Raw genomic sequence first — 24,077 nt, 5'->3', positions numbered from 1 at the left:
TTTTATAATGCAAATTAAAGAGAGTAATGCGCAATGTTATTACGTAGATTTGCGGGGTTCGCGATTCGTGATTCGAGGTTGGGAGTTTCGGGGTAGGAGATGAAGAATATTTTAAGATATGAGAGCTTGTGATGCAAAGCTGTGTACTTTTATATTGGGTCGGATATTCCTTTTCAGTCCATCTTGTCTCTCATCTCTTCGTCTATTATCTCTTTTCTTTTTTCTCTCCACCCATTGCACAAACATTACCCACAATACTCCTTATTTCACTAATATTGCACTTTCTCTATTTAACATAACTATTTTTACAACCATGTTGACAACCGAACTACAGCATAAAATTGATTTCAAAACAAAACCTTTAGGAGCGTTAGGACACCTAGAGCATCTTGCCCACAAAATAGGAATGGTTCAAAATACCACTTTTCCACAGCTTTCAAGTCCTCATATGGTGGTCTTTGCTGCCGATCACGGGATTGCAACCGCTGGAGTAAGTGCCTATCCTCAGGAAGTAACTTATCAGATGGTGATGAATTTCTTAGGTGGTGGAGCAGCTATCAATGTATTTTGCAGACAGCACGGAATCAATATTAAAATTGTAGATGCCGGAGTCAATTTTGATTTTCCTGAAGGGTTGGATTTAATCAATCATAAAGTCAGAAAATCCAGTCGTAATATGTTGGAAGAGCCGGCGATGACTGCTGAAGAATATCAACAGGCTTTGCAGAATGGAAACTCAGTAGTGGCAGAAATTACTGAAACGGGTTGTAACATCATTGGTTTTGGCGAAATGGGAATCGGAAATACCTCTGCTTCTTCTCTGATGATGAGTAAATTATTCGATCTTCCTGTCGTAAGCTGTATCGGACGTGGTACAGGTCTGAATGATGACCAGTTGCTGAATAAGATCAATATTTTATCAGCTGCAATAGAGAAATATCCGGACATCAAAACTCCTGATGAAATTGCACAGACTTTTGGAGGGCTGGAAATTGCCCAGATGATCGGTGCAATGGAAGAATCTTTCCGTCAGAATATGCTGATTATGGTAGACGGATTTATTGCTACCGTTGCCATAGCCACTGCATGGAAAAAGAATCCTGATATTTTGAATAACTGTATATTCTGTCATGTAAGTGATGAGAATGCTCATCTTCAGCTTCTTGATTTATTAGGACAGAAAGCTTTACTGAATCTTAATTTAAGGCTGGGAGAAGGAACAGGCTGTGCATTGGCTTATCCGCTTATTCAAAGTGCCGTAAACTTCCTGAATGAAATGTCCAGTTTTGAAGATGCTCATGTTTCAAACAAAGAATAAATGAAAGCCATAAAGAATGAATTGATCTACTTTGCAACGGCACTGATGTTCTTCACCAGAATTCCAGTTCCGTTTACCATTCCGTATTCCAGTGAGATCATGAACAAATCCCAGAAATACTTTGCCTGGATCGGTCTTTTGGTAGGGTTGATTAATGCAGGGATTTTATACCTTTCTACTCAACTTTTTAACTTGGAAATAGGAATTGTCCTGATGATGATCAGCAGTGTGCTTCTTACCGGAGCATTCCATGAAGATGGTTTTACAGATATGTGCGACAGTTTCGGTGGCGGTTATGGAAAAGAGAAGATTCTTACCATTATGAAAGACAGCAGGGTAGGAGCTTATGGAACAATTGGAATCATTTTACTGTTTGCATTAAAATTCTTCAGTATTCAGGCTTTGGTAACGGTTGATCTGATGAAAACGCTGGGAATTATTATTCTGGCACACACATCAAGTCGCTTTATTTCCGGAACGATGATTTACACGCATCAATATGTGACGGATATTGATGTAAGCAAATCAAAACCTTTGGCGAATAAACCATTGGATGGAATGGCTTTACTGGTTGGGTTGATCAGTATCTTACTTTCTTTTGCTTTAATTCCTGACTGGCGATTGATTCTGGCTTTGGGATTAGCTTATTTAGGCAAGATCTGCATGGGTTGGTATTTTAAAAAACATATTGGAGGCTACACCGGAGATTGTCTGGGAGCTGTACAGCAGGTCACAGAAGTATTGTTTTATTTAGGAACCATGATTGTATGGAAATTCATCTGATTCGTCATACCGCAGTAGATAACCCGGACAATCTGTGCTATGGATTTGCTGAAATGCCCTTACGGAAAGAGTATCAGGAAGATTTTAATAGCTTACATCTGGATGAAAATTTTGATTTAGTGATTTCAAGTCCGGCACAACGTTGTTGTCTTTTGGCAGAACATTTTAAGTTAAATTATTCAACCGATGAAAGACTTCGGGAGATGAATTTTGGAAACTGGGAGCTAAAGAAATGGAGAGAAATCCCGGAAGAAGAAATTAATCCGTGGTACAAAGATTTTATCCATGTAAAAGCATCAGGCGGAGAAAACCTCCTTGAAATGCAATCTCGCGTCCTCAGTTTCTGGAATGAACTGGTTGTTAAAAAAGACATTGAAAAAGTTCTGATTATTGCTCATGCCGGAGTAATCCGTTTAATTTTACAATCCGTGCTGCAGTTTCCTTTAGAAAATATGTTCAGTATTCAGATTGATTATGGAAAGAAAGTAATTATCGAAGCTAAAGAGGACTATTTTTCCATCAAAAAAGTCAATGTATAATAAACATTTAATTTTTAAATAAATCTGCGTTATCTGCAAAATCTGCGAGAGTAAAAATCCGTAAAATCTATGGGAATAAAATGTTCCCACAGATCACACAAATTGCACAGATGTTTATGCTTAAAAAAATCTGAGAAATCCGTGGGAATAAAAATATTTCCACAGATCATACCAATCACACAGATGTTACGCTTTATCTATCCATACACTTTGTCATTTCGTAGGAATCTATCTCATTATTTTTTATATTTAAAAGGTCAAGATGATATTAACTGAGTATTAAAAAAGCCACATGACAAAATCACATGGCTTTTGAAAATATTTATTTAAATACTCTGGTAAAGCTATCTTTTTCCAGCGTTTCCAGAGAGAAATCAAAATCAGTTTCTGCTTTTTCTGTAGTAATCTCTGCTCCAAGCTCTTTGATAAGCTCATTGAAAGACATGGCTTCATACCATTGCTGATACAACGCACTCGTAGCCATCATAGATACTTCCGTATTTCCTGAAACATGAGAATGACCCGCTCCGAAATTCAGTAGTACGAAACATTGTTTTTCGTTTTTTGGCAGCAGCACTCCCAGAATCATTTGCTTCTGCACAGAATTACATCTGGCTTCTGCAAAGAGTTGGTTAGGATTCATCATATAGTCATAAGAGATATTATCTCCTTTACCGATGACGATTTTATATCCACAGTTGGCATCTCCGCTGAAAACGTTGTTCATCACAAGTGTTGGAGTACTCAAGCCTTTATTGGCATAAAGATATTCAACGGCACCATTAGGAGCAGAAGTCATATCTCCGGAATACATCAATTGTCCGTCAGCATAATTGTAAGCGGCATTCCAACCTATTTTTCCTGCGATATTCAATCCTGAAAGGTCAAGGTCACGAGCGCCCCATTTGTCTTCCCAATAGATACCAACGGCCAATCTATCGCCATAAAAACGAGTTCCGGTAGGAATATTTCCAACAAACATTTTTTCAGAAGTTGGAAGGGCAAACTCTATATTCTCAGGGAAATAGAATTTCTTTCCGGAAATATGTTCATACTTCAGTTTCAGAAAATCTAAAATAAACTCATAGTTGAATTGGTTCACATAAGTTTCTTTACCTTTTTTAACCCACGATTTACCGTTTCTGACTCTGTACACAAAAGTATCCTGACCATACATTCTTGAATAACACGCTGATAATGCTTTAAATAATGCAAACGGTGTCGCATTTTCCAGCCAATGCCAATCGCTGTTTTCCAGCAATGTATTGGTAGCATTATTCAGTGGATTGGATACTAATGGCTTATGATTGACTTTAGACAGCTTCGAGATTTTATTAATCGCTTTCGGAGCTCTGTTTTTATAAGCAAGGAATAGCGGTTTAAATCTGTTGAAAATTTCAGCCAGTTTTTCCATACCAAAGCTTTCAAACAGATACGTTGGGTTGAACTTACTTTGCTTAATTAAACCAATCAGTTCATCATTTTTGATTAATAGCGTCGTTTGGGTGGTCTTATAGATCACATAACGGAAAAATTCAACAGAATTTTCAGGATAAGCATCATATCGATCCGCTATTTTTATAATAGCTTCTTTATTTCTGATATTTTCTTTTCCTGTAAAATCATATTCCAGTTCCGTATGCAGAATATACAGCAAATCATCAATCGTTTCTTCTTTCAAAGCGATTCCGGACTGCAGAAGAGAAAGGCATTTTTCCTGCATTTCTTCTATGGTATAAGCTTTTATGACTTTAAAGATCAGCTTTGTATCAGGAACATTCAATACTTCTTGAGGAATATAGACCTCACTCTGAAAATTACTTCCATAGGTTGAAATATAATGTTGGATCTGTTCAAAAAACAAGTCAATTCTGGATGTGTTTTTTATTTTTTCCCAGGATTTATGGAACGTTTTATTCAAATCATTTCCATTCAGTTTTTCTTTTGAATAATAGGAGATGATCTCATTTTTAGCCCAAACTGCATGAGGTTCAATAATAAAACCGTCATTAGAAATAAATGGCTCTGCATTTGATTCCTTAGCCAGTACAGCATTGAATAATTCTAGTGTTTTCATTGTTTTTAATTTTAAAAAATAAGTGAGGAGTAGATTCATTAAAAGGGAAGTGCTATAGGAACTCCTTTTACCTATAATTTTATAAAGCGGGGAGTAATTTATCCAAAAAATATAGGAACTCCCTTTGCCTTATGATTTGTAAAAAGGCGGAAAGTAAATAGGAAAATATAGGAACTTTCTTTGCCTTATATTGTATTGAGGAGCAGACAGGACTCGAACCTGTGACCCACAAACCTGGTGATTCATAGGAACTTTATTTGCCTGAAGCGAAAAGTAATCTTTGTTGCTCTACCATCTGAGCTACTGCCCCTGCCGTATGAAAAAAGTTTTCATGAACCTTACAGGCTTTTACACCTGTAAGGTTGGGTTATTAGTTTTGGTTGTTTTGTAAACATTACCGATTGTCAAAACCTGTAAGGCTTACTATTAAAAATTATGCTTTTCTATATTTTTTCTTTTTCTTCCAAGGTGCATTTTTCTGAACATCTCCAGCCATAATACATCCGTAAGGCATCACTTCATCAAGAACTTCACAAAGACCGTATTCCTCAATCTGTGCTCTTACATTGGCTGCACTTTTATAAGCACTTGGTAGTTCAGAAATATCAATTTCATTGGAATAAAATCTGATATCCAGTCCTGCAGTTTCTTCATTGAAGATCTCTTCAGTGGTTTTATGAGCCATAGATTTTTTATGCTGACTTCTGCTGAAATTTCTTCCCGCTCCATGTGGAGCAAAACCAAGGTTTCTCTCATTCGTTTTTCCCTGAACAATCAGTACCGGTTCCGCCATATTTAATGGAATCAGTCTCGGGCCAGTAATATCAGGCATAAACTTATCATCTAGCGGAGTAGCTCCTTTAGCATGATAAAACAGGTCACCATCTTTGAAAACAAAATTATGTTCATTCCAATATCTGTTTTCTTTTTCAATCTCCAGTTTATTTAAAACCGCATCATGAATAGAAGTATGATTTTCTTTTGTCCATGTTCTGATAAGCTGAAGCGCTTCCCAATACGCTTTTCCTTCTTCTGTATCATATGGGATCCATGCATTTTCTCTTAATGTTTCAGGCGAGATATCCTGTCTGAAACGGTTGGCTACTTTCATTCCTTTATCATATAGTGCAGCACCCGGAGCTCTTGATCCGTGGTGAGTCACCAACATGGTATTTCCTGTATTTTTAGAAACTCCAACGAAAAGAAAATGATTTCCGTCTCCTTGTGTTCCCATATGAGAACGGGCAATGCTAATCAGTTTCTCATCATTTAAGAATTCATTTTCTCTGAAAGCATCCATCAGTTCCTGAGACATTGGCATCTGTTCTCCTCTTGGTCTTCCTCCATATCCAAAATGCGTCACAGAATGACCAGCATCCAGAATATCTTTAGGATTAACCTTTCCGAAATCGGTCAGCATTACAGAACAACAGATATCTGCGCTATGGAATCCTGGGTGAATGGCATTTTTTGCAACGACCACACCTCCAACCGGAATCAAACCTTCAGGACCTGTAGGGCAGGCATCGGGCATTAAAGCTCCGGCAGTTAGAGTAGGCGTTTTCATCAGCTTATTCATGGTTCTGATTACTTTTTCTACATTATCCGTTTCATTTTCATGTTCAGCTCTGATGTTAATGATAAACTCAGGAGCGGTTTCATAAAGTGGAATAAGTTCAGGTTGTTTGAACTGTTCCAGATATTCTTTGATCTGAATTTCATCCAGATGATTTTCATTAATATGAGTAATGGCATCTTTAAACCATTTAGCTGGTCTATATCCCAATTCGATTAAGTGATTTCCGTTAAATTCCATTGTTATGTCATTTTGATGATGCAAAGTAATAACGTTATTGCGCAGTAGTTTTGCGTAGATAAAAAATTTTTGATTATTTTTACAAAAAAATATAAAAAAGGTCAGTTCACCCATTTGAAAATTAGTGTTTTGACCTTATATAAAGAGAAATTAAACTTACAACTATGATTTTATTAGAACAATTAAAGCATTTTCCTGAAACGGTTCAATTCAATGATGTGATTGCTTATATAGATGCAAACTACGATTTCACTCCTACAGCATTCAAAAACGGGAATACAAGAAATGAAGAAGGGCAGAACAATGGATCATGTAAAATATTCGGTTTTGCATCCTACCACGGTCTTACTGAAGAAGAGACGCTTCAACTTTTTGGAGAGTTTTACAGAGAAGACGTTCTGAAAAACCCTAATGGGACAGATCACCAGAATATCAGAAACTTCATGGAATTTGGGTGGAACGGATTGATCTTTGAAGGAAATCCATTGAAAGAGAAATAGTTTTCAGACCAAAAAAAAAATCATGTCATCCAATAAAAACGCACTTATCCGTTATAAAACATTAGACAAGTGTCTTAAAAACAAATACCGGAAATATACGCTGGAAGACCTTATTGATGAGTGTTCTGAAGCTTTGTTTGAATTTGAAGGTAAAGAATCTTATGTGAGCAAAAGAACCATTCAGCTGGATCTTCAGAATATGCGGAGTGAAAAGTTCGGCTATGAGGCTCCCATTGAGGTATTTGAAAGAAAGTATTATCGGTACAGTGACCCGGAATACAGTATTCATAATATTTCTGTGAATGAAAGTGATCTGAAGGCAATGAATAATGCTGTGCAGATCTTAAAGCAGTTCAAAGACTTTTCGATGTTTAAAGAAATGAACGGAGTCATCCAGAAACTAGAGGATTCCATTCATTCTACCAGTCAGAAATCAATTATTCATCTGGATAAAAATGAGCAGCTGAAAGGATTGGAGCATATTGATATTCTGTACGAAAGTGTTCTCAATAAAAAAGTGTTGAAGATTTTATATAAAAGCTTTACTGCAAGAGAATCCAGTGTGTATACAGTGCATCCGCAGCTGCTGAAGGAATATAACAACCGTTGGTTCCTGATCTGTCTTTACAAGCAAAAAATGTATAATCTGGCATTGGACAGGATGGAAAATATTGAAGCAGATGAAAATACTTCCTATATTGATAAAAATCTGGAGGGTGATGAGTATTTTAAGGATATTGTAGGCGTTACCGTTGCAGAAGCATTGGTTCCCCGAAATGTTGTTTTCTTTGTAGACGCTGCCAATGCTCCATATGTAAAAACAAAACCATTGCATAAAAGCCAGGAAATTGTCAGCGAAACCAAAGAAGGAACTCTTTTTAAAATCTGTGTACAGATTAATTTTGAACTGGAAAGGTTATTACTGGGCTTTGGGGATTCTTTGGTGGTACATAAACCTCAGAAATTAAGACTGAGGATGGAAGAGAAATTCAAAGCTGGAAGTAAAAATTATCAGGAACTGATAATTCCTGAAAAAACTAGTTTTGAGTGGAATTTATGAACTATATATGGATTTAATCTACTATTTGTATGTAAATTATTAATAGGAAATTGATCTCTGATTTTTATATTGGCTTGGTAATTGCAGTCACTAGGTACAAAATCACACTATGAAATCAAGAATATTTAAAGCACTTATTGCCATTATAGCACCTATAGCGATTGAGTATATCGTTAAAAAAATATCTGAGAAACTTGATAAAAAAGAAGATCAGAAAGAGAAAGAACCAAAGCAGATTACTGCTTAAACGTAGAAGTAGTTAAAATTTAAAATTATTAAAAGAGACTGTCATTATGGATGGTCTCTTTTTTATGGTGATATAGTGAGTTACAGGGATGAGGAAACCACCCCGTCAAAAATTCTTTGAATTTTTGCCACCCCTCCGAAAGAGGGGAATTTTCACGTTTTCAACTGAAATATTCGTTATAGTATTCAAGAAAATCGTAGATTTTTCAAAAACTTAAGTGTACTTTTTAAAACAGTTAGTAGTAACTTAAAAATAACTTAAGTGTTAAAACTTTTGTGCCTAAATGAACCTTGAATCATTTATATAAAGTCATAAACCCCGTTTTTCCACCCCAAAACCTTAGAAGAATCCGCTTTCAGCCAGTTTTTCAAAATGGTAGCATAAACCTTTCTGAAGTCTTCAGTATAGATTAAATCCCCTTCATTTAAGTTCTGCAAATCGGGAAGACTGTTCAGTAAGCCTTTCTTTTTAAGATTTCCACTGATGAAAAACATCTGATTGGCAGTTCCATGATCCGTTCCGTTGCTGGCATTCTGAGCTACACGGCGCCCAAATTCAGAGAAGGTCATTAAAAGAATATTATTGAACAAACCGTTACTTTTCATATCCGCAACAAAAGACTTTACTGCTTCATTAATATCACTGAACAATTTTTTCTGACGGTCATTTTGGTTCACGTGCGTATCAAAACTACCGATTGAAAGGTAATAAACCTGAGTGTTTATATCTGATTTAATTAAAGAAGCTACTGTTTTGAAATCCTTTCCCAACTGAGAATTAGGATAGGTTTGCTCCGTTTTTTTTGCTTTACTTTTATCAAAAATATAGCCTGCATTATTAATAGTAGAACCTAAGGTCTGATAAAGATAGGAAACAGTTTCATCATCATGATGATGATCGTAAAGAGATTTGAAATACTTCTCCTGGCTGGTTTGGTATAGCCTTTTAGGATCTTTAAAGGCAAAGGCTTTATTGTTTTCTCCTTTTAGGGCAAGACTCAGCATATCGTCTACTTCCAAGGCTTGAGTAGGATGCTCACATCGGTAGCATTCTTCATCCAGAAAACGGCCCAGCCAGCCTGTATCCAGAAACTCATCACTTCTGCTTGCCGATTGCCAGATATCCATACTTCTGAAATGTGATTTGTCCGGATTGGGATAGCCTACATTATTCATAACAGAAAGCTCTCCATTATCAAAAAGTTCTTTAAAATAGGAGAGGGCAGGATTGATTCCTGCTTCATCTGTAAGAGATAAAGAATCCTCAACTGCCAGAGTTTTTCTCTCTCTGAAATAGATGTCATTTTTAGTTGGAATAATCGTGTTCAAACCATCATTACCACCTGTAAATTGAAGGACTACCAGAATATTCTGATTGGGATTCAAAGCCTCATCCAGCGTCATTGCCTTCAGGAAATTAGGCATTAAGAATGAGGCTGTGGCAAGTGAACTTATTTTGAGGAATTCTCTTCTTTTGATTAACATAGTGTTGAGTTTAGGTGTGATTACAGGCAGTTTAAGTTTTACATTAATTGATATTCCGGGGTAGACATCAGATTAATAATGGTCATTTTCGTGCTTTTATCAGAGAAATTATTCACTGTATTCATGTCCAGACTTTTTGGGTTTTGGATCAGATAATCTTGATAGTTTTTATGGGCAAAAATCTGATCTACCCGGTTCCAGTCTATAGAAATGTTAGGGTTTTTAAAGCTTTTATTCAATGCTGTTTCCTTAGATTTCATTCCCATATCAATATCATCATCCTGTCGCGGACTGTATTCCAATGGACGTAGGCCAGACCAGATCTGCGGTACCTGAAGCCTTAGCATCAGAGTAGAGCTATCAATCCAGGCTCTTCCATTTGGCCATCCTGCAACATTCGGTGGATAAAGAAGCATTTGTCCAAGCAGCTTTTGGTACACGATGAGGTTTTCAGGATTCTGAATCTGCATCGGAAGCATCCGCATCATCCCGGCCATCAGCTCTATAGGGGATTTTATTCTGTTTCCGATATTTTTCTGATCATAAAACCATGAGCTGGAAAAAATATCAGTCATAAGCTTTTTAATATCATAACCTGAATTGTAAAAACTAGTGCTTAAGGTGTTTACTATATTCTGATCTACAATTTCATTGACAAAAAACTTATAGATCTTAGCTGTAAGAAACTTGGCTGTCGCTTTTTGCTCCAGAATGATGTTTAAAGCATCATTTCCATCAAAATTACCGGTTTTTCCAAGGAAGGTCTTAGTTCCTTCATCATGCTGGTTCTTTCTTTCCTTAAAATTTCCTTCTTTATCATAGCTCCATCCTGTAAATGCTCTGGCCCCTTCTCTAACGTCCTTTTCTGTATAATTTCCTCTTCCCATGGTGAACAACTCCATCACCTCACGGGCGAAGTTTTCATTCGGATGATCTTTCTTGTTTTGCTGGTTATTCAGAAAATTGAGCATGGCTGGAGATTGGCTTACTTCAAACAATAGGTCTTTGAAGTTTCCCAATGCATTTTTTCTAATGGTATTTAATAGTTGTCGGTTAAATTTTGGATTAAGAACCCTAGAAGCAAAATGTCCATGCCAGAAAAAAGCCATTTTCTCTCTCATCTGTTCCTTGCTGTTCACTATTTTATCCAGAAAATTGAGATTCAGTTCTTCATTCTGAGCCCTATAAATCCGCTGCATTTCTTTTTTCTTTTCAGCAGGCGCTGTAGTGTTCATATAATCTGCTGCTGGATCTATATCTGGTGTATCATAAGTGATTCCTGTAAAGGGATCTTCTTTAAATAATTCATTAATCAGCGTTTTTGGGTTTTTATTTTTCAAATCATCAATTTGATTAATTCCAACCCCAAAACCAGCACGCCAGAGAAGATGTTTGTTTTTTAATAATGAATCAGCCATGGTGAGAACATTTATTTTTTTGATGTTACTGAAGGAAAAAGGTTAAAATAATAACGGGTTAAGGTTTGTTAATATTATCATGAGTAATGAGAAGGGGTAGGATTGTTGGAAACGCAAAGACGCAAGTTCTTTTACATGCATGATGTTGTAAGGCGCAAGGATTTTATCTCCGATAAAATTGAATACTGTTGATCTCTCGCTGATTTTGCAGATGGTGATAGGTGTATACAAAATCTATATTTTTAATCACCACGAATGCACAAATAATTTATTTATATGCAGTTTATAAGTAAAAAATTATTCGTGAATTCGTGGCAAGAAATAAAGCAGTATCCTTACTGAAAATCTTTGATTTTCTTGCGCCTTAAAAGCAGTATCATATTTGAATTTCTTTGCTCCCTTGTGTTTTTCAATAATAGAACCTGTTTTATATCAATCTGTTACGTTTTCTAGTCTTCAAATTTTTAACTTTTTATACTTATTTCACATTTTGAGCTCTCTTTTTTATAAAAACTGTTAAACAAACATTTAAATTTTAACAATAAGTAAATTATTGATAGTCATTGTTTTATGTTTTTGTTTTATGTTAAATAAGAAGAAAAATCCCTGCTTGGCACGATTTTTACATCCTCTTGTTTAGTAAAATTTAAAAATTAGAGTTATGAAAATGTTTAAACAAGCAATATTGCTGGCTGGAGTTTTAACAGCAGGTATAGCAAGCGCACAAAGTTCACAAATGAATAACATGATCAAAGTAGGCGCAAATGTTGGTTTAGCAGTTCCGGCAGATAATCTTTCTGCTGCAGTAGGAGTGGATGTAGCTTACCAGAACCTAATTACACCTGGATTTGGATTAGGTATCGCATCAGGATATACTCACTATTTTGGAAAAGAAAATAACGGTTATAAAAATAATGATGTAGGCGTAGTTCCTGTAGCTGCTTTAGTAAGAATTTATCCTAAACAAACAGGTTTCTATTTCGGAACAGACTTAGGATATGGTTTCTTAGTAGGTGACAAAACTGTTGCTTCTAACACGAATGTTGAAAGAGCAAGCGGAGGTTTCTACATCAAACCGGAGATCGGATACCACAACAGAGACTGGAACTTCTTCGTACAATACCAGAAGGTTTTTGTAGGAACTAAAGGAGATTTAGTCGGTCAGGACTATAATGTGGGGAATATCGGAGTAGGATTCGGTTATAATATTCCATTAGGAAAGTAGTTAGATTTAATATATAAACAATTATTAACCAAAACCTTTTCACGAAAGTGGAAAGGTTTTTTTGTTCTGTGCAGGATTTACGAAAACTATTATTATATTTGGTAAAATTTGAGGTTATGATTCTGAATCCAAAATTTCCACTTTATTTACCAGGAGTAGAGAACAGTAATAATGATAATGTTTCTATCATTGGAGCAAGTCTTCGTGAAGATATAACAATCTTAGGCTATTTTGTTTCCGGTAACGGAGGTCTTGAGATTAAACTGCAAAACACATATTCTACCAAACAATATGCTTCTTTTAATGACATCTTAAAAAAGTTTATTCAGGATAATCAGCTGGAGAATGTAAAACGTCTGGGAATGGCAGTGCCAGGTCCTGTAATTGACGGAAAAAGCAATCCTGCAAGATTAGGCTGGAACTTAGATGTAGAAGAATATAAAAGAGACTTCGGTTTTGAAAAGGTAGAAATGCTGAACGACCTTGAAGCTTCTGCTTACGGAATGGCTCTTCTTGAAGATGATGATCTTGAAGCCATCTATACCAGCGGTCACCTTGAAAAAGGAAATGTAGCCATCCTTGCCCCAGGAAATGGGCTTGGAGAAGCCGGATATTTCTTTGACGGGAAAAATTTAAGACCTTTTGCAACAGAAGGAGGACATTCTGAGTTTTCACCAAGAACCAATGTTGAGGTTGAGTTTTACCAATTCCTTAATAATATCTATGGTATTGTAAGCTGGGAAAATGTATTATCCAAGTCCGGACTATTCAATATCTACCGTTTCCTTAGAGATGTAAAAAGACATCCGGAACCAGAGTGGTTGGGAGAACGCCTGGCTAACGGTAACTTCGTTGAAGAACTTTACAAAGCAGCTGTAGAAGATAATGTACTGATTTGTAAAATTGCTCTGGATACTTTCCTTGAGTTCCTGGCAAGAGAAGCGAATAACTTAACATTGAAGTTAAAAGCTACAGGAGGTCTGCTGATTGCAGGAGATATCCCACAAATGGTAAGAGAATACATTGATAAGGCTAAGTTCTACGAAAAATTCAAGATCAGTGATAAAATGGAGGGAATGCTTAAAAACATCCCGATCTATCTGGTCAAGCAAAATCACACTGCATTAAAAGGTATGGCATTGTATACAGCCTACTATCAAGCATAAAAGAAAACTCCGAAGAAATTCGGAGTTTTTTTATGGGATGATATTATTCATAAAAATAATTGAGAATCTTGATATACATCAATGAAATCTATCAAATAAGATGGCTACCTTTGTACTAAACTTAATTAAAATAATTCTAAACAATGAAAAAAATATTTTTATTAGCAGTATTAGCTGGTGGTTTAGCTTTCGGACAGTCCAAAAAAGTAGTAGCATCTGATGTTCACTGGTGGGGATACAAAGTAGCAAAATCTGAAGCAAGCTCTCACGACGGAACTGTGAAAGTAAAATCAGGTGATATGGTAATGAAAGGAAACCAGCTTGTAGGAGGAAGCTTCGTATTGGATATGACTTCAATCAATGCAACTGACCTTACAGGAGAATATCAGCAAAAATTAAACGGACACCTTAAGAATGGAGATTTCTTTGAGGTTGAAAAATTCCCTACTGCAACTTTTAAAATTACAGGAGTAAAGAAAAACAATGATAAAGTTTATAACTCTTTAGTAACAGGAAACCTTACTTTGAAAGGAAAAACAAGCGCGGTTACTTTCCCTGCTAAAATTTCTTACAGCAAAGGTGTAGTAAGTTTAGTATCTAACAAATTCTCTTTCGACAGACAGAAATTTGATGTTGCTTACAAGTCTACAATGCAGGATGTTTTTGTGAAAGATGATATCGATATGCTAGTAAAGGTAACTGCTCAATAATTTAATCAAAAAAAGATTATTAAAAGTGTAGAAGTTCTACACTTTTTTTTATTTTTGTTGAATTGTAAATAAAAAAGAATGAAAAGATTACTATTGTTTGCTATGGTGTGCGCAAGCATATCATTTGTTTCTGCCCAAAGAAAATTTGATAAAGTTTCGAAAGTGACTTCATCAGAGATCAGGTGGTGGGGATATAAGGTTGTGAAAACTGAGGCTTCCTCCCATTCAGGAACGATAAAATTAAAAAGTGGAAAATTCAACTTTGACCACACTGTACTGGTAGATGGTGAATTTATAATAGATATGAGAAGTATGATGGCGGGTGATGTTTCTGATGAGGATCAGATTAAACTTACCAATGACCTGAAAAGTACCAACTTCTTTGAAGTGAAAAAATTTCCGGTTGCCAAATTCCACTTGACTAAGATTATTCCTTTAGCAAACAGTGAGTATAATTCTACTGTATACGGAGACCTTACCCTTAAAGGGGTGAGAAAAACCATTACTTTCCCAGCGAATGTATACGTAACTCAGTTTACTACAGTAATTGAATCTGCGAAGTTCTCTCTGAACAGAAGAGACTTTAAAGTATTCTATCAGTCTTCGCTTAAAGATTACTTCATCAAGAACGAGATGGATATTCAGTTTAAAGTATCTACTGAAAAACTGGATAATGATAACAGAGTTCCTGTAAAGAAGAAATAAAATTAAATGTAATGTTGATAATAAAGAGCAGCTCCCGAGAGTTGCTCTTTTTTTATGTGATAAGATTGAATCTGTAAGAAATACGGTACTGAAAAAAGGGCTTTAAAATAACTGAAACTTTCTTGTTAAATTTTTTTTAATCAAAACCTTAGTCTTTCTGCATTTTTTATAAATTAGTAAGATGAAAATTTATGTTGTAAGCGGTCTTGGAGCAGACTCCAAGGTACTTGAAAGATTACAGTTTCCCAAGAATTGTGAACTTATTTTTATAGATTGGCTCATCCCGGAAAAAAATGAACCATTTCATGCTTATGTAGAAAGAATGGCAGAGAAAGTAGATCCTTCAGAGCCATTTTGTTTACTAGGATATTCTTTTGGCGGAATCATGGTACAGGAAATCAATCGTTTGAAACCAGCGGAAAAAGTAGTGATTCTGGGAAGTATCAAATCTGATAAAGAAAAATCCAAATTTATAAAGACCGGGGAAGTCACTAAAATCCCTAGAATATTACCTGTAGGGCTCTTTAATGCAAGAGCTGCTAATGTATATGGGGTACTTAGAAAGCTGTTCGATCCGAAGAACCCGAGAATTCTTCAGTATTTCAGAGTGAGAGATCCTTATTATCTGAAATGGTCTGTAGAAAAGGTTGCAGAGTGGAAATTTGAAGAAAATCCTGAGGTTATTCAGATTCTGGGAGATAAGGATATTGTTTTCCCGATCAGGAATTCAAAACCGGATTATGTAATTAAAGGAGGAACCCATCTTTTTCCGGCCACTAAAGCCAAACAAGTTTCTAAAATTTTAAATGAAATATTTAGCGAAAAAGCAATAATGTTATTAAATGAATAGTTTTTTATGGGGTGTTTTGTTAAATAAATGATTTTGTATAAGATTTATATGTAATTTTAATAGGGTTAAATATAAATTTTATGAAAATAGGTTTAAAATGGATCATCTCATTCTCTATTATTGCACTGGTTGCAATTGGAGGTTTGTTCTGGACTCCAGTTACAGATGTTTCTGATCAGGGAGCGTTTTTAACTGAAGATAAAATTGTAGGAGCTGATGTAGCCTGGATTTTAGCTGCAGCAGGGCTTGTATTGCTTATGACACCTGGGCTATCCTTTTTTTATGGAGGAATGGTGGGCAGAAAAAATATAATTTCTACCATGTTGCAGAGCTTTATTGCTTTGGGAGTAATTTCTATTGTTTGGGTAGTCGTTGGTTTTTCATTATCCTTTGGTGAGTCTCTTGGGATTACCATTGCAGGCAAACATTATGGGATTATTGGAAATCCGTTAAGCTATCCCTTTTTTAACGGGGTAGGGAGTCTGCCGCATCATATGATGGCTCCCACTATTCCTTTTATTCTGTTTGCTTTATTCCAGATGAAATTTGCTGTTATTACTCCCGCAATCATTACCGGATCTTTTGCAGAACGGGTTCGTTTTATTTCTTATCTTTTATTCATTGTTCTGTTCAGTATCTGTATTTATACTCCGCTTTGTCATATGGTCTGGCATCCTGATGGTCTTTTAAACCAATATTTTGGAGTAAAAGATTTTGCAGGAGGAACGGTAGTGCACATGAGCGCAGGTTTTGCAGCACTTGCAGGAGCTTTGGTATTGGGGAAACGGAAAAATCCGCATCATGAGCCATCCAATATTCCGTATGTACTTCTTGGAACAGGAATGTTGTGGTTTGGATGGTTTGGTTTTAATGCCGGGTCTGCTCTCAGTGCTTCAGCTTCAGCAGCAACAGCTTTTGGAACTACCACTATTGCCTCAGCTTCGGCTATGATGACCTGGATATTTTTTGACAGGATCAACGGGAGGAGTGTATCTGCTTTGGGAGCCTGTATTGGTGCGGTAGTAGGTCTTGTGGCTATTACACCCGGATGCGGATTTGTAAGTATCCAGGAGAGTCTTTTTATAGGGTTTATTTCTGCCATTGTTTCTAATCTGATGGTTAATTGGAAAGCTTTAAACAGAATAGATGATACGCTGGATGTTTTTGCCTGTCATGGAGTAGGTGGTATTATGGGAATGATTCTCACAGCCATTTTTGCTCATGGTGAAAAAGCCAGTCTTCTTCATGGAGGAGTTGAAGTATTTCTGCATCATCTGGCAGCTCTGTTTCTTGTATCTGTATTTACATTTTTCGGTTCTTTATTACTGTACAAAGTTACCAATGCAGTCATTACATTAAGGGTTTCAGAAGAATCTGAAAATATGGGGCTTGATCTTTCCCAGCATCAGGAGAGTATTAATTAATAAATAAAAAATAGGGCCTTAACAGAAAGGTCCTATTTGAAAAATATGTTCTATTTGATGGAATGAATAGCATTGAAGATCTCATTTTTAGAGTTTTCAAAAATTTCACCACCAAACTCTTCATTATCCAATGAAAAGATGGTTGTATCTGTAATTCCCATGATTTTTAGAACATGCTTGAGGTAGGTTGTCTGAAAATTGACATGTCCGTTTTTTTCATTTTCTCCATATCCGGTATCACCGCGGGTTGAGAGTATAAATGCTTTTTTATTTTCAAGCAGCCCTACATAATCACCATCAGGAATCCCGGACCTGAATTTCCATGTTTCATTAATTCTCATTACCTGATCTATATAAGCCTTTAATCCACTCGGGATAGACCAGTTATACATTGGTGTTCCAATGACATACACATCATGTTCTTTGAGTTCTTTTACCAGTTCATCACTCAGTTCTAAAGCTTTCCGGTTTTCCTCTGTTCTGTCTGATGGTTTTTTAAATGCGCCGGCAATCCAACGTTCATCAATATTGGGAATACCTTCAATTCCGGTTTCTCTATAAGTGAATATATCGGATGGATATTTGTTTTTCCAGTTTTCAACAAAAAGTTGGGTTAATTTTCTGCTGTAAGATCTTCCGTTTCTTACACTGGCATTAATAATCAGTACTTTCATTTGCTATGATTTTATAACAGCAAAATTCCTGATTAATCACTGGGTAAAAATTGATCTAGTTCAAGAGGATTTATTTTTTTTCCTTATTCTGCTTATAAATTCTGCAGATACCCCTAAATAAGAGGCTATTAAGTATTGTGGTACTCTGGAGACAATCTCCGGGTAGGTTTCAAGAAAATCGTAATATCTCTGTTCAGCCTTGAGCATATGGTTAAAGACAACTCTTTTCTCAAGAGTTCCAAGATAACCTTCCAGAATAATCCTGAAGTACTTTTCCAAAGAGGGAATTTTTTCCAGCATTTTTTGAAAGGAGGGATGACTGATCTGTAGGAGTGCTGTTCTTTCAACAGCCTGTATATTGTAAATAGATGCTTTCTGTTTGGAAAAACTGAAGATATCGGTAGCCCACCAATGGTCAATTGCTAAAAAGAGAATTTCCTCATTTCCATTTTCAGCATTGATACAGAAAGCTTTTAAAACCCCAGAAATAATATAGCTGTCATGTCTGCAGGTTTCCCCGTTTCTTAGCAGGAATTCACCTTTTTCCAGCGTCTTCTCTGTCCAGAAACTTTTAAAAATGGAAATCTCTTCCGGGGTAAGCTTAACATGCTGTGTAATGCTTTTAATTAATGTTTCCATTCAAAATAATTTAAAGAGAACCTGATAGCGGATCTGAAACAAGTAACAGGCATTGGCTAATTTACAAAAATACAGTTTACTTATCTACTTTATTCATGAAGCTGGGCTGCTAATTGTGAGATTTTACTATGCTTATTATAAGATTTATCATGTATCTTTGCTTTTGAGGAAAATGAAGAATCATTTATGGAATCAATATCGGTTTTTGAGATTATTAAAGTAGGGATAGGTCCTTCCAGTTCGCATACGATGGGGCCGTGGAATGCAGCATCTGCATTTATCAGGATTATAAAAAGAGAAAGATCAGTAGAAGAAGTGAAAGAAGTCTTTCTTGAATTCTTTGGTTCACTTGCCAAAACAGGAATTGGGCACGGTACGGATATCGCAGGAATGCTTGGTCTGAATGGTGAAGATTATAAGACGATCGATACTACCAAAATTGATGAAAAAATAGATTATATCAAGAGTACTCAAACCATTAACCTTGGTGGTGAGAAGGTAATTCCGTTTATTTATGGGCATCATTTGATTCTGAATATGAAGAAATCTCTTGATTTTCATCCAAATGGAATGATTTTCAGAGCTGTTTTTGAAGACGGAACTGAACTTGTTCAGGACTTTTATTCTGTAGGAGGTGGTTTTATTGCCAGCCAGGAGAAAAACTCAATTCAGAAGCAGTGTGTACGTACATTGTATCCTTGTCATAAAGCTTCAGATATAGCAAAATATTGCGAGAAATTGGGGCTTAGTAAGATGTCAGATTTAATTTTTATTAATGAAGAAAGCTGGAGAACTCAGGATGAAACGAAGGCTGAAGCATTGTATATCTGGCAGCAGATTAAAGAATGTATTTACAAAGGAGTCAATAAAGAAGGGGTTCTTCCGGGAGGTTTAAATGTCTCGAGAAGAGCAGCCGGAATCAATAGAAAATTGCTGGGAGATAAAATTTATAAGAATAAAGATGAATGGTTTCAGCAGGTAGTAGATGCCGAAGAAAACTTCACCAATATCAATAAATGGATTGCCTGTTTTGCACTGGCAGTGAATGAGGAAAATGCCAGCTTCGGAAGAATTATCACAGCTCCTACCAATGGTGCAAGTGGTGTTATTCCGGCAGTTCTGATGTATTCTCAGGCCTTTACAGACTCTATCAGTGAGGATGATATTATTCGATTCTTATTGGTAGCAGGAGAAATTGGGACCTTATTCAAGAAAAATGCAACAATCTCTGCTGCAATGGGAGGTTGCCAGGCAGAAATCGGGGTTTCATCAGCAATGGCAGCAGCCGGGCTTACGGAAATCTTAGGTGGAAGTGTGGGACAGGTATTGATGGCTGCAGAAATTGCAATGGAACATCATCTGGGGTTAACTTGCGACCCTATCAGAGGATTGGTACAGATTCCATGTATTGAAAGAAATACAATGGGAGCTATGAAGGCCATTACGGCAGCCAATATTGCATTAGAAAGTGACCCTGCCAAAGCAAAAGTAACTTTGGATGAGGTTATTCAGACCATGTGGGAAACAGCACTTTCTATGAGTGACCGTTTTAAAGAAACTTCTGAAGGCGGATTGGCAATTGCCGTAAACGTTCCGGAGTGTTAATTGAGAATAGTTTTAAAAATATAAAAATCCTTAGAAATATCTAAGGATTTTTTGTTGGATTTTTGCCACTTCTCCAGAGGGTGGGAATGGTTATGTCTTCAGTTGTAATACTTGTGAGAAGTTATTTATTGGAGATATTTTTATTGAACAAATACGTTTTTCCGCCTTGTGTTAGATTAAACTGTTTGTTTTCAGGAATAAAAGTAAGCTTGATTCCTGCTTTTTCAAACGTAAACTGATCTCTTTCTGCAACAGCTAACGGAAATTCTGCCTGATTGGTTGCCTGGGCATATAATTCTTCATCTTTAATGAATATTTTTAAACTTAAATCAATGTCCTTTGAGGTGTAATCACCCACATATTTTTCCAGATCAGCCACAGGAATTTTAGCATTATTGAATACAGGGTACTGATAATCTCTGCCATATATCAGATTCATCAGTGCAATATAGAAACTGTTGTGCGGAAAGTTTTGTCCATTAAGAGTTATAGCATAAGACAGTTGATCTGTCGGTTCAAAAGCGAGTATAGAGTGGCTTCCCGCTGTATCACCACCATGTCCATAGGAAATAATATTATAGAACGGAATTTTCATAATTCCGGAACCAAATACCTTTTCTTTTTTATTGGAAATCATCCTATCAAGGGTTTCCTTCTTTATAAACTTACCATTGAATAGTGCATTGATGAATATGTTCAGGTCTTCTGGTGTAGAAGTAATATCTCCCAGCCCAATACAGTTGTGAAAATCAAAATCTTTTACTTCGGTCCAGCTCCCTTTTATAAATTCATAGGATTTGAAAATATTTTTCGGATTATCAAGCACAGAAAAAGTATGAGGCATTGAAGTTTTATTCAGAATGTTTTCTTTTAAAATCTTGTTGTAGGGCTTATTATGGATCTTTTCCAATATTCTGCTCAATAGGAAATAAGCAGAGTTGGAGTATTTCAGTTTTTCTCCCGGTTTAGACTGTATATCGTTTTTTTTGATCACATCAATAATCGCCTGATCGCCTACCGGACCTTCAAAGAGCCAATTTTTTTTATCTGCTTTTCCCACATAATCTCCCAATCCGCTGGTATGGTTCAGCATGGTTTGGATGGTAATGTTTTTAGCATTGGGAATTTCAGGATAGAATGTTGAAAGAGGTTCAGTAAGACTCAGTTTTCCCTCTTCTATGAGCTGGAAAAGCATTACAGCTGTCATAAGTTTACTGATGGAACCAATCTGATATCCGGTATTTTGATCATAATTGGTATTGGCAGGGAGAAGCTTCTGACCAAAATCTCTTTTATAGACTTCTGTTCCGTTTCTAAAAATGGCCAGACTTCCTATTTCCTGATTATTCTGAACCATATAATTGAGAAAGTCATCAATCTTTTGAGCATTGATTGCTTTTGTGCCGAGGTAAGAAACTTCAGGCGTTTCCGGCTTACTATCTCTGTAAAGATTAAGTGCTGTTGTTCTTCCATTCTGAATCAGGTTTCCTTCAAAGTGATCTGTTTTATAGGTTCCTTTGTAACCTGCATTAATACTTCCTATTTCCAGGCTGAGTTCATTATTACTGAAATCTGTTTTTTCTACAGGGATTTCTCTTGAACTTTGTTTAGGACTGATAAGGATGGAAGTATAAGCTTGGGATTTTTTTGAGATCTTAAAAATAACAGGTAATTTAATATTCTGGGTATCCAGTTCACCGTTCCAGGTTCCTTCAATTTGGGCGTGACAAAGCTGTGCCAGACATGCCAGCACGAATAATAATTTGATTTTCATGGTATTTTAAATGATTTTATTAATTATAACCTGGCAGACTAAAGTGCAGACCAGCGAAACGATACAGAAGAGTACAATATGCTGCCACTTTTTAATATTGGTAGCTGTTTTGAACCCATTGTAAAAAAGAGTAATGCTATAGACGAGTGTGATAATAGAAAAACAGGTCATAGAAATCATAATCAGGAAATCCAGAAAAGGAAAGGCTCCTGAAGCGGCAGATTCATACTTGATGAGATTTTTTCCAGCAATTCTAATGTATGGTATTTTTCCGATGCATTGAAAAAGAATCAGAACAAGTTGGGAGATTAAAACGGTATTCACAATATCAATGATCCTTGTTTTACTGTTTAGGATTTTACCTAAAATAAAAAGAACTGCAATGGCAGCCAGAAAGCTCAGCAGGGTAGTGATAGCTATTATTTTGAATGAAGCATTTTCTGCATCGCTGATTTTGTATATGCTGGTGAAGGTAGTACCTGTCCAATATCCTACTGCAATGGAAAGAATAACGGCTAAAATTCCGGTAAGGAGAAGCTGTTTTTCATCAAATCTTTCAAACGGATTAAAAATAGTTTTCCAGTTCATAATAGATTGAGTTTACAGATTATTAATGGCTTTATTGGTTATTTTTAAGTTGTTCAACTTTGGTAATCAGGTCATCCATTTTATTCCTCATGGTTGGGTAGGACAGACCTGCCTGTTTGGCCATTTCTTTAATGCTTCCACTGGACAGGAAGAAATTAAGGACAAAATCCTGCTCATCACGATTCAGCTTAAGAAGAACTGGAAGTTCATAATCTCCGCTTACCTCGGTTTTGCAGCTGGGGCATTTCATTTGGCTCACATTAAGAGTACTGTCACAGCTTGGGCAGACTATCGGTAACTTCATTGTATTTATTTTTTACGAAAGTAATATATTTTTTAATAAAGTTAAAATGTTTTTTAATTTTATTAAAGTTTTATTTTAAAAATGAACAAAAAAATAACCACAAAAAATCCTTCTGTGGTTAAGTTATATATCAGTTTTAGAATATTTTATGCTGAAATTCAGTGTTTTATCTTAATATTCCTCTGATCCTGTTTGCGTTTGTAATCAATTCTTCCAGGTATTCATAGTTTTCCTTTTCTAAAGCAGACTTGAATTTTCTGAGCTGAGTAATATGTTCATTCAATACATCCAGTACATTTTCTTTGTTCTGTTTAAAGATCGGAACCCACATTTCCGGATGAGATTTGGCAAGACGTACGGTACTGGAGAACCCGGAGCTGGCAAGCTGAAAGATAGTCTCTTCTTCACGCTCCTTTTCCAGAACGGTATTGGCAAGGGCATATGATGTGATGTGAGAGATGTGAGAAATATAAGCAGTATGAATATCGTGATCCTCTGCATTCATGTAGATGGTATGCATTTCAAGGGCATTCACGATGTTTTCAACCACATTTAATGCATCTTCTGCTGATTCTTCTTTGTTGCAGATTACCCCGGCTTTTCCTGAGAAACTTTCTGCAATGGCAGATTTAGGTCCATTGTTTTCGGTACCCCACATCGGGTGAAACGCTACAAATCTTGAGCGTTTAGGGTGGTTTTTAACGGCGCCTACAATTCCCGCTTTGGTAGAACCTGCATCCATAACGGTTTGATGATCTGACACAAGGTCCAGAACACTCGGCAATAGTTTTCTTGCCGCATCTACCGGAATGGCAAGGATGATAAGATCTGAATCTTTAACTCCCTGTTCCAGATCTGCTCCGGCATCAATGATTTTCAGATCCAGTGCTTCGTTAATATGCAGTTGACTGTTATCGATTCCGTAGATGAAGCTGGCGATGTTTTTCTCTCTTAATTTCAAGGCCATTGAACCTCCTATTAATCCTACTCCAATAATACTTATTTTCATCTTTCTAAATTTTTTTAAATAAAAAAACCTCGTCCTAGGACGAGGTTTTAAGTTATGTTCATAAGAATCCCTATCCCAGATCTGAGGTAAAAATTCTATAATAATATGTTCCGTTGTTAAAATTCACAAAGCGAAATTATAAAATATTTTTTAAATCTGATC

General features: G+C 36.1%; 23 protein-coding genes and 1 tRNA gene. 13 read left to right on the top strand and 11 right to left on the bottom strand.

The genetic code is table 11. The features are described from left to right. Nucleotides 1-118 precede the first annotated feature (118 nt). The 3 genes from cobT to cobC are packed head-to-tail and all read left to right on the top strand — an operon-like array spanning nucleotide 119 to nucleotide 2,640. Nucleotides 119-1,318, top strand: a complete 1,200-nt coding sequence (cobT, locus tag BOQ64_RS04965; protein WP_228448155.1) for a nicotinate-nucleotide--dimethylbenzimidazole phosphoribosyltransferase — start codon at nucleotides 119-121, stop codon at nucleotides 1,316-1,318. Then, the gene (locus BOQ64_RS04960; RefSeq protein WP_129058169.1) at nucleotides 1,319-2,101 is read left to right on the top strand and encodes an adenosylcobinamide-GDP ribazoletransferase; all 783 of its coding nucleotides are present in this window, start codon (nucleotides 1,319-1,321) and stop codon (nucleotides 2,099-2,101) included. It abuts the gene before it with no gap. Then, nucleotides 2,086-2,640, top strand: a complete 555-nt coding sequence (gene cobC / locus BOQ64_RS04955) for an alpha-ribazole phosphatase family protein (RefSeq protein WP_129058170.1) — start codon at nucleotides 2,086-2,088, stop codon at nucleotides 2,638-2,640. The genes BOQ64_RS04960 and cobC overlap by 16 nt, the downstream gene beginning before the upstream one ends. 322 nt (nucleotides 2,641-2,962) lie before the next feature. Here the strand turns inward: cobC and BOQ64_RS04950 are convergent, their stop codons facing one another. The 3 genes from BOQ64_RS04950 to BOQ64_RS24790 form a co-directional block, all read right to left on the bottom strand. Beyond that, nucleotides 2,963-4,717 carry a hypothetical protein gene (locus tag BOQ64_RS04950; protein ID WP_129058171.1) on the bottom strand — a complete coding sequence of 585 codons (1,755 nt, stop codon included), beginning with the start codon at nucleotides 4,715-4,717 and terminating at the stop codon, nucleotides 2,963-2,965. A 198-nt stretch (nucleotides 4,718-4,915) separates the two neighbouring features. Continuing rightward, nucleotides 4,916-5,027: transfer RNA gene (locus BOQ64_RS23010), tRNA-OTHER, on the bottom strand. 123 nt (nucleotides 5,028-5,150) lie between these two features. Further along, entirely contained in the window at nucleotides 5,151-5,951 is an 801-nt protein-coding gene (locus tag BOQ64_RS24790; RefSeq protein ID WP_410494473.1) for an RtcB family protein, read from the bottom strand. Between the two features lie 746 nt (nucleotides 5,952-6,697). Here BOQ64_RS24790 and BOQ64_RS04940 point away from each other — a divergent pair. From BOQ64_RS04940 to BOQ64_RS23005, 3 genes are all read left to right on the top strand, one after another. Further along, entirely contained in the window at nucleotides 6,698-7,033 is a 336-nt protein-coding gene (locus BOQ64_RS04940; RefSeq protein ID WP_164975752.1) for a HopJ type III effector protein, read from the top strand. A 22-nt stretch (nucleotides 7,034-7,055) separates the two neighbouring features. Continuing rightward, on the top strand, nucleotides 7,056-8,093 hold the full coding sequence (locus BOQ64_RS04935; RefSeq protein WP_129058173.1) for a helix-turn-helix transcriptional regulator: 1,038 nt from the start codon (nucleotides 7,056-7,058) through the stop codon (nucleotides 8,091-8,093). A gap of 109 nt (nucleotides 8,094-8,202) precedes the next feature. Further along, nucleotides 8,203-8,340, top strand: a complete 138-nt coding sequence (locus BOQ64_RS23005) for a hypothetical protein (protein ID WP_002980888.1) — start codon at nucleotides 8,203-8,205, stop codon at nucleotides 8,338-8,340. A 299-nt stretch (nucleotides 8,341-8,639) separates the two neighbouring features. Here the strand turns inward: BOQ64_RS23005 and BOQ64_RS04930 are convergent, their stop codons facing one another. Further along, nucleotides 8,640-9,824 (bottom strand): DUF1501 domain-containing protein, encoded by a 1,185-nt coding sequence (locus BOQ64_RS04930; RefSeq protein ID WP_129058174.1) that lies wholly within the window; start codon nucleotides 9,822-9,824, stop codon nucleotides 8,640-8,642. A 38-nt stretch (nucleotides 9,825-9,862) separates the two neighbouring features. Further along, complete coding sequence (locus BOQ64_RS04925) at nucleotides 9,863-11,242, bottom strand: DUF1800 family protein (RefSeq protein ID WP_129058175.1); 1,380 nt, start codon at nucleotides 11,240-11,242, stop codon at nucleotides 9,863-9,865. A 661-nt stretch (nucleotides 11,243-11,903) separates the two neighbouring features. Here BOQ64_RS04925 and BOQ64_RS04920 point away from each other — a divergent pair. The 6 genes from BOQ64_RS04920 (at nucleotide 11,904) to BOQ64_RS04895 (ending at nucleotide 17,322) form a co-directional block, all read left to right on the top strand. Then, on the top strand, nucleotides 11,904-12,467 hold the full coding sequence (locus BOQ64_RS04920) for a hypothetical protein (protein WP_129058176.1): 564 nt from the start codon (nucleotides 11,904-11,906) through the stop codon (nucleotides 12,465-12,467). 116 nt (nucleotides 12,468-12,583) lie between these two features. Then, on the top strand, nucleotides 12,584-13,633 hold the full coding sequence (locus BOQ64_RS04915; protein ID WP_129058177.1) for a glucokinase: 1,050 nt from the start codon (nucleotides 12,584-12,586) through the stop codon (nucleotides 13,631-13,633). 143 nt (nucleotides 13,634-13,776) lie between these two features. Continuing rightward, nucleotides 13,777-14,343 (top strand): YceI family protein, encoded by a 567-nt coding sequence (locus BOQ64_RS04910; protein ID WP_129058178.1) that lies wholly within the window; start codon nucleotides 13,777-13,779, stop codon nucleotides 14,341-14,343. Between the two features lie 78 nt (nucleotides 14,344-14,421). Then, nucleotides 14,422-15,048 carry a YceI family protein gene (locus tag BOQ64_RS04905; RefSeq protein ID WP_129058179.1) on the top strand — a complete coding sequence of 209 codons (627 nt, stop codon included), beginning with the start codon at nucleotides 14,422-14,424 and terminating at the stop codon, nucleotides 15,046-15,048. A gap of 181 nt (nucleotides 15,049-15,229) precedes the next feature. Then, a complete protein-coding gene (locus BOQ64_RS04900; RefSeq protein WP_129058180.1) occupies nucleotides 15,230-15,898 on the top strand; it encodes an alpha/beta hydrolase in 669 nt (222 codons plus the stop codon). Between the two features lie 80 nt (nucleotides 15,899-15,978). Further along, nucleotides 15,979-17,322 (top strand): ammonium transporter, encoded by a 1,344-nt coding sequence (locus BOQ64_RS04895; protein ID WP_129058181.1) that lies wholly within the window; start codon nucleotides 15,979-15,981, stop codon nucleotides 17,320-17,322. A 50-nt stretch (nucleotides 17,323-17,372) separates the two neighbouring features. Here BOQ64_RS04895 and BOQ64_RS04890 read toward each other — a convergent pair whose 3' ends face one another. Next, nucleotides 17,373-17,996, bottom strand: a complete 624-nt coding sequence (locus BOQ64_RS04890) for an FMN-dependent NADH-azoreductase (RefSeq protein ID WP_129058182.1) — start codon at nucleotides 17,994-17,996, stop codon at nucleotides 17,373-17,375. 60 nt (nucleotides 17,997-18,056) lie between these two features. Beyond that, entirely contained in the window at nucleotides 18,057-18,635 is a 579-nt protein-coding gene (locus tag BOQ64_RS04885; protein ID WP_129058183.1) for a Crp/Fnr family transcriptional regulator, read from the bottom strand. Nucleotides 18,636-18,821: 186 nt separating this feature from the next. Here BOQ64_RS04885 and BOQ64_RS04880 point away from each other — a divergent pair, with 186 nt between their 5' ends. Beyond that, on the top strand, nucleotides 18,822-20,240 hold the full coding sequence (locus tag BOQ64_RS04880; protein ID WP_129058184.1) for an L-serine ammonia-lyase: 1,419 nt from the start codon (nucleotides 18,822-18,824) through the stop codon (nucleotides 20,238-20,240). Between the two features lie 121 nt (nucleotides 20,241-20,361). On the opposite strand, the gene BOQ64_RS04875 is transcribed toward BOQ64_RS04880, so the two are convergent. The 4 genes from BOQ64_RS04875 to BOQ64_RS04860 form a co-directional block, all read right to left on the bottom strand. After that, nucleotides 20,362-22,014 (bottom strand): serine hydrolase domain-containing protein, encoded by a 1,653-nt coding sequence (locus BOQ64_RS04875; protein ID WP_129058185.1) that lies wholly within the window; start codon nucleotides 22,012-22,014, stop codon nucleotides 20,362-20,364. A gap of 6 nt (nucleotides 22,015-22,020) precedes the next feature. Beyond that, nucleotides 22,021-22,602, bottom strand: coding sequence for a YIP1 family protein (locus tag BOQ64_RS04870; RefSeq protein ID WP_129058186.1), 582 nt, complete (start codon nucleotides 22,600-22,602; stop codon nucleotides 22,021-22,023). A gap of 31 nt (nucleotides 22,603-22,633) precedes the next feature. After that, nucleotides 22,634-22,906, bottom strand: a complete 273-nt coding sequence (locus BOQ64_RS04865; RefSeq protein WP_129058187.1) for a DUF2089 family protein — start codon at nucleotides 22,904-22,906, stop codon at nucleotides 22,634-22,636. Between the two features lie 166 nt (nucleotides 22,907-23,072). Continuing rightward, complete coding sequence (locus BOQ64_RS04860; protein WP_129058188.1) at nucleotides 23,073-23,915, bottom strand: prephenate dehydrogenase; 843 nt, start codon at nucleotides 23,913-23,915, stop codon at nucleotides 23,073-23,075. Between the last annotated feature and the right edge of the window lie 162 nt (nucleotides 23,916-24,077).

The sequence above is a fragment of the Chryseobacterium sp. CH25 genome (assembly GCF_004119455.1).
Lineage (GTDB): Bacteria > Bacteroidota > Bacteroidia > Flavobacteriales > Weeksellaceae > Chryseobacterium.
The sequence above is the reverse complement of the archived record's forward strand: the minus strand, read 5'-3'. Positions and strand labels throughout refer to the sequence as shown.

Excerpts from the sequence above, each read along its gene's own strand:
- cobT (WP_228448155.1), top strand. The coding sequence starts at position 119 with ATGAGAGCTTGTGATGCAAAGCTGTGTACTTTTATATTGGGTCGGATA.
- BOQ64_RS04960 (WP_129058169.1), top strand. The coding sequence starts at position 1,319 with ATGAAAGCCATAAAGAATGAATTGATCTACTTTGCAACGGCACTGATG.
- cobC (WP_129058170.1), top strand. The coding sequence starts at position 2,086 with ATGGAAATTCATCTGATTCGTCATACCGCAGTAGATAACCCGGACAAT.
- BOQ64_RS04950 (WP_129058171.1), bottom strand. The coding sequence starts at position 4,717 with ATGAAAACACTAGAATTATTCAATGCTGTACTGGCTAAGGAATCAAAT.
- BOQ64_RS24790 (WP_410494473.1), bottom strand. The coding sequence starts at position 5,951 with ATGGGAACACAAGGAGACGGAAATCATTTTCTTTTCGTTGGAGTTTCT.
- BOQ64_RS04940 (WP_164975752.1), top strand. The coding sequence starts at position 6,698 with ATGATTTTATTAGAACAATTAAAGCATTTTCCTGAAACGGTTCAATTC.
- BOQ64_RS04935 (WP_129058173.1), top strand. The coding sequence starts at position 7,056 with ATGTCATCCAATAAAAACGCACTTATCCGTTATAAAACATTAGACAAG.
- BOQ64_RS23005 (WP_002980888.1), top strand. The coding sequence starts at position 8,203 with ATGAAATCAAGAATATTTAAAGCACTTATTGCCATTATAGCACCTATA.
- BOQ64_RS04930 (WP_129058174.1), bottom strand. The coding sequence starts at position 9,824 with ATGTTAATCAAAAGAAGAGAATTCCTCAAAATAAGTTCACTTGCCACA.
- BOQ64_RS04925 (WP_129058175.1), bottom strand. The coding sequence starts at position 11,242 with ATGGCTGATTCATTATTAAAAAACAAACATCTTCTCTGGCGTGCTGGT.
- BOQ64_RS04920 (WP_129058176.1), top strand. The coding sequence starts at position 11,904 with ATGAAAATGTTTAAACAAGCAATATTGCTGGCTGGAGTTTTAACAGCA.
- BOQ64_RS04915 (WP_129058177.1), top strand. The coding sequence starts at position 12,584 with ATGATTCTGAATCCAAAATTTCCACTTTATTTACCAGGAGTAGAGAAC.
- BOQ64_RS04910 (WP_129058178.1), top strand. The coding sequence starts at position 13,777 with ATGAAAAAAATATTTTTATTAGCAGTATTAGCTGGTGGTTTAGCTTTC.
- BOQ64_RS04905 (WP_129058179.1), top strand. The coding sequence starts at position 14,422 with ATGAAAAGATTACTATTGTTTGCTATGGTGTGCGCAAGCATATCATTT.
- BOQ64_RS04900 (WP_129058180.1), top strand. The coding sequence starts at position 15,230 with ATGAAAATTTATGTTGTAAGCGGTCTTGGAGCAGACTCCAAGGTACTT.
- BOQ64_RS04895 (WP_129058181.1), top strand. The coding sequence starts at position 15,979 with ATGAAAATAGGTTTAAAATGGATCATCTCATTCTCTATTATTGCACTG.
- BOQ64_RS04890 (WP_129058182.1), bottom strand. The coding sequence starts at position 17,996 with ATGAAAGTACTGATTATTAATGCCAGTGTAAGAAACGGAAGATCTTAC.
- BOQ64_RS04885 (WP_129058183.1), bottom strand. The coding sequence starts at position 18,635 with ATGGAAACATTAATTAAAAGCATTACACAGCATGTTAAGCTTACCCCG.
- BOQ64_RS04880 (WP_129058184.1), top strand. The coding sequence starts at position 18,822 with ATGGAATCAATATCGGTTTTTGAGATTATTAAAGTAGGGATAGGTCCT.
- BOQ64_RS04875 (WP_129058185.1), bottom strand. The coding sequence starts at position 22,014 with ATGAAAATCAAATTATTATTCGTGCTGGCATGTCTGGCACAGCTTTGT.
- BOQ64_RS04870 (WP_129058186.1), bottom strand. The coding sequence starts at position 22,602 with ATGAACTGGAAAACTATTTTTAATCCGTTTGAAAGATTTGATGAAAAA.
- BOQ64_RS04865 (WP_129058187.1), bottom strand. The coding sequence starts at position 22,906 with ATGAAGTTACCGATAGTCTGCCCAAGCTGTGACAGTACTCTTAATGTG.
- BOQ64_RS04860 (WP_129058188.1), bottom strand. The coding sequence starts at position 23,915 with ATGAAAATAAGTATTATTGGAGTAGGATTAATAGGAGGTTCAATGGCC.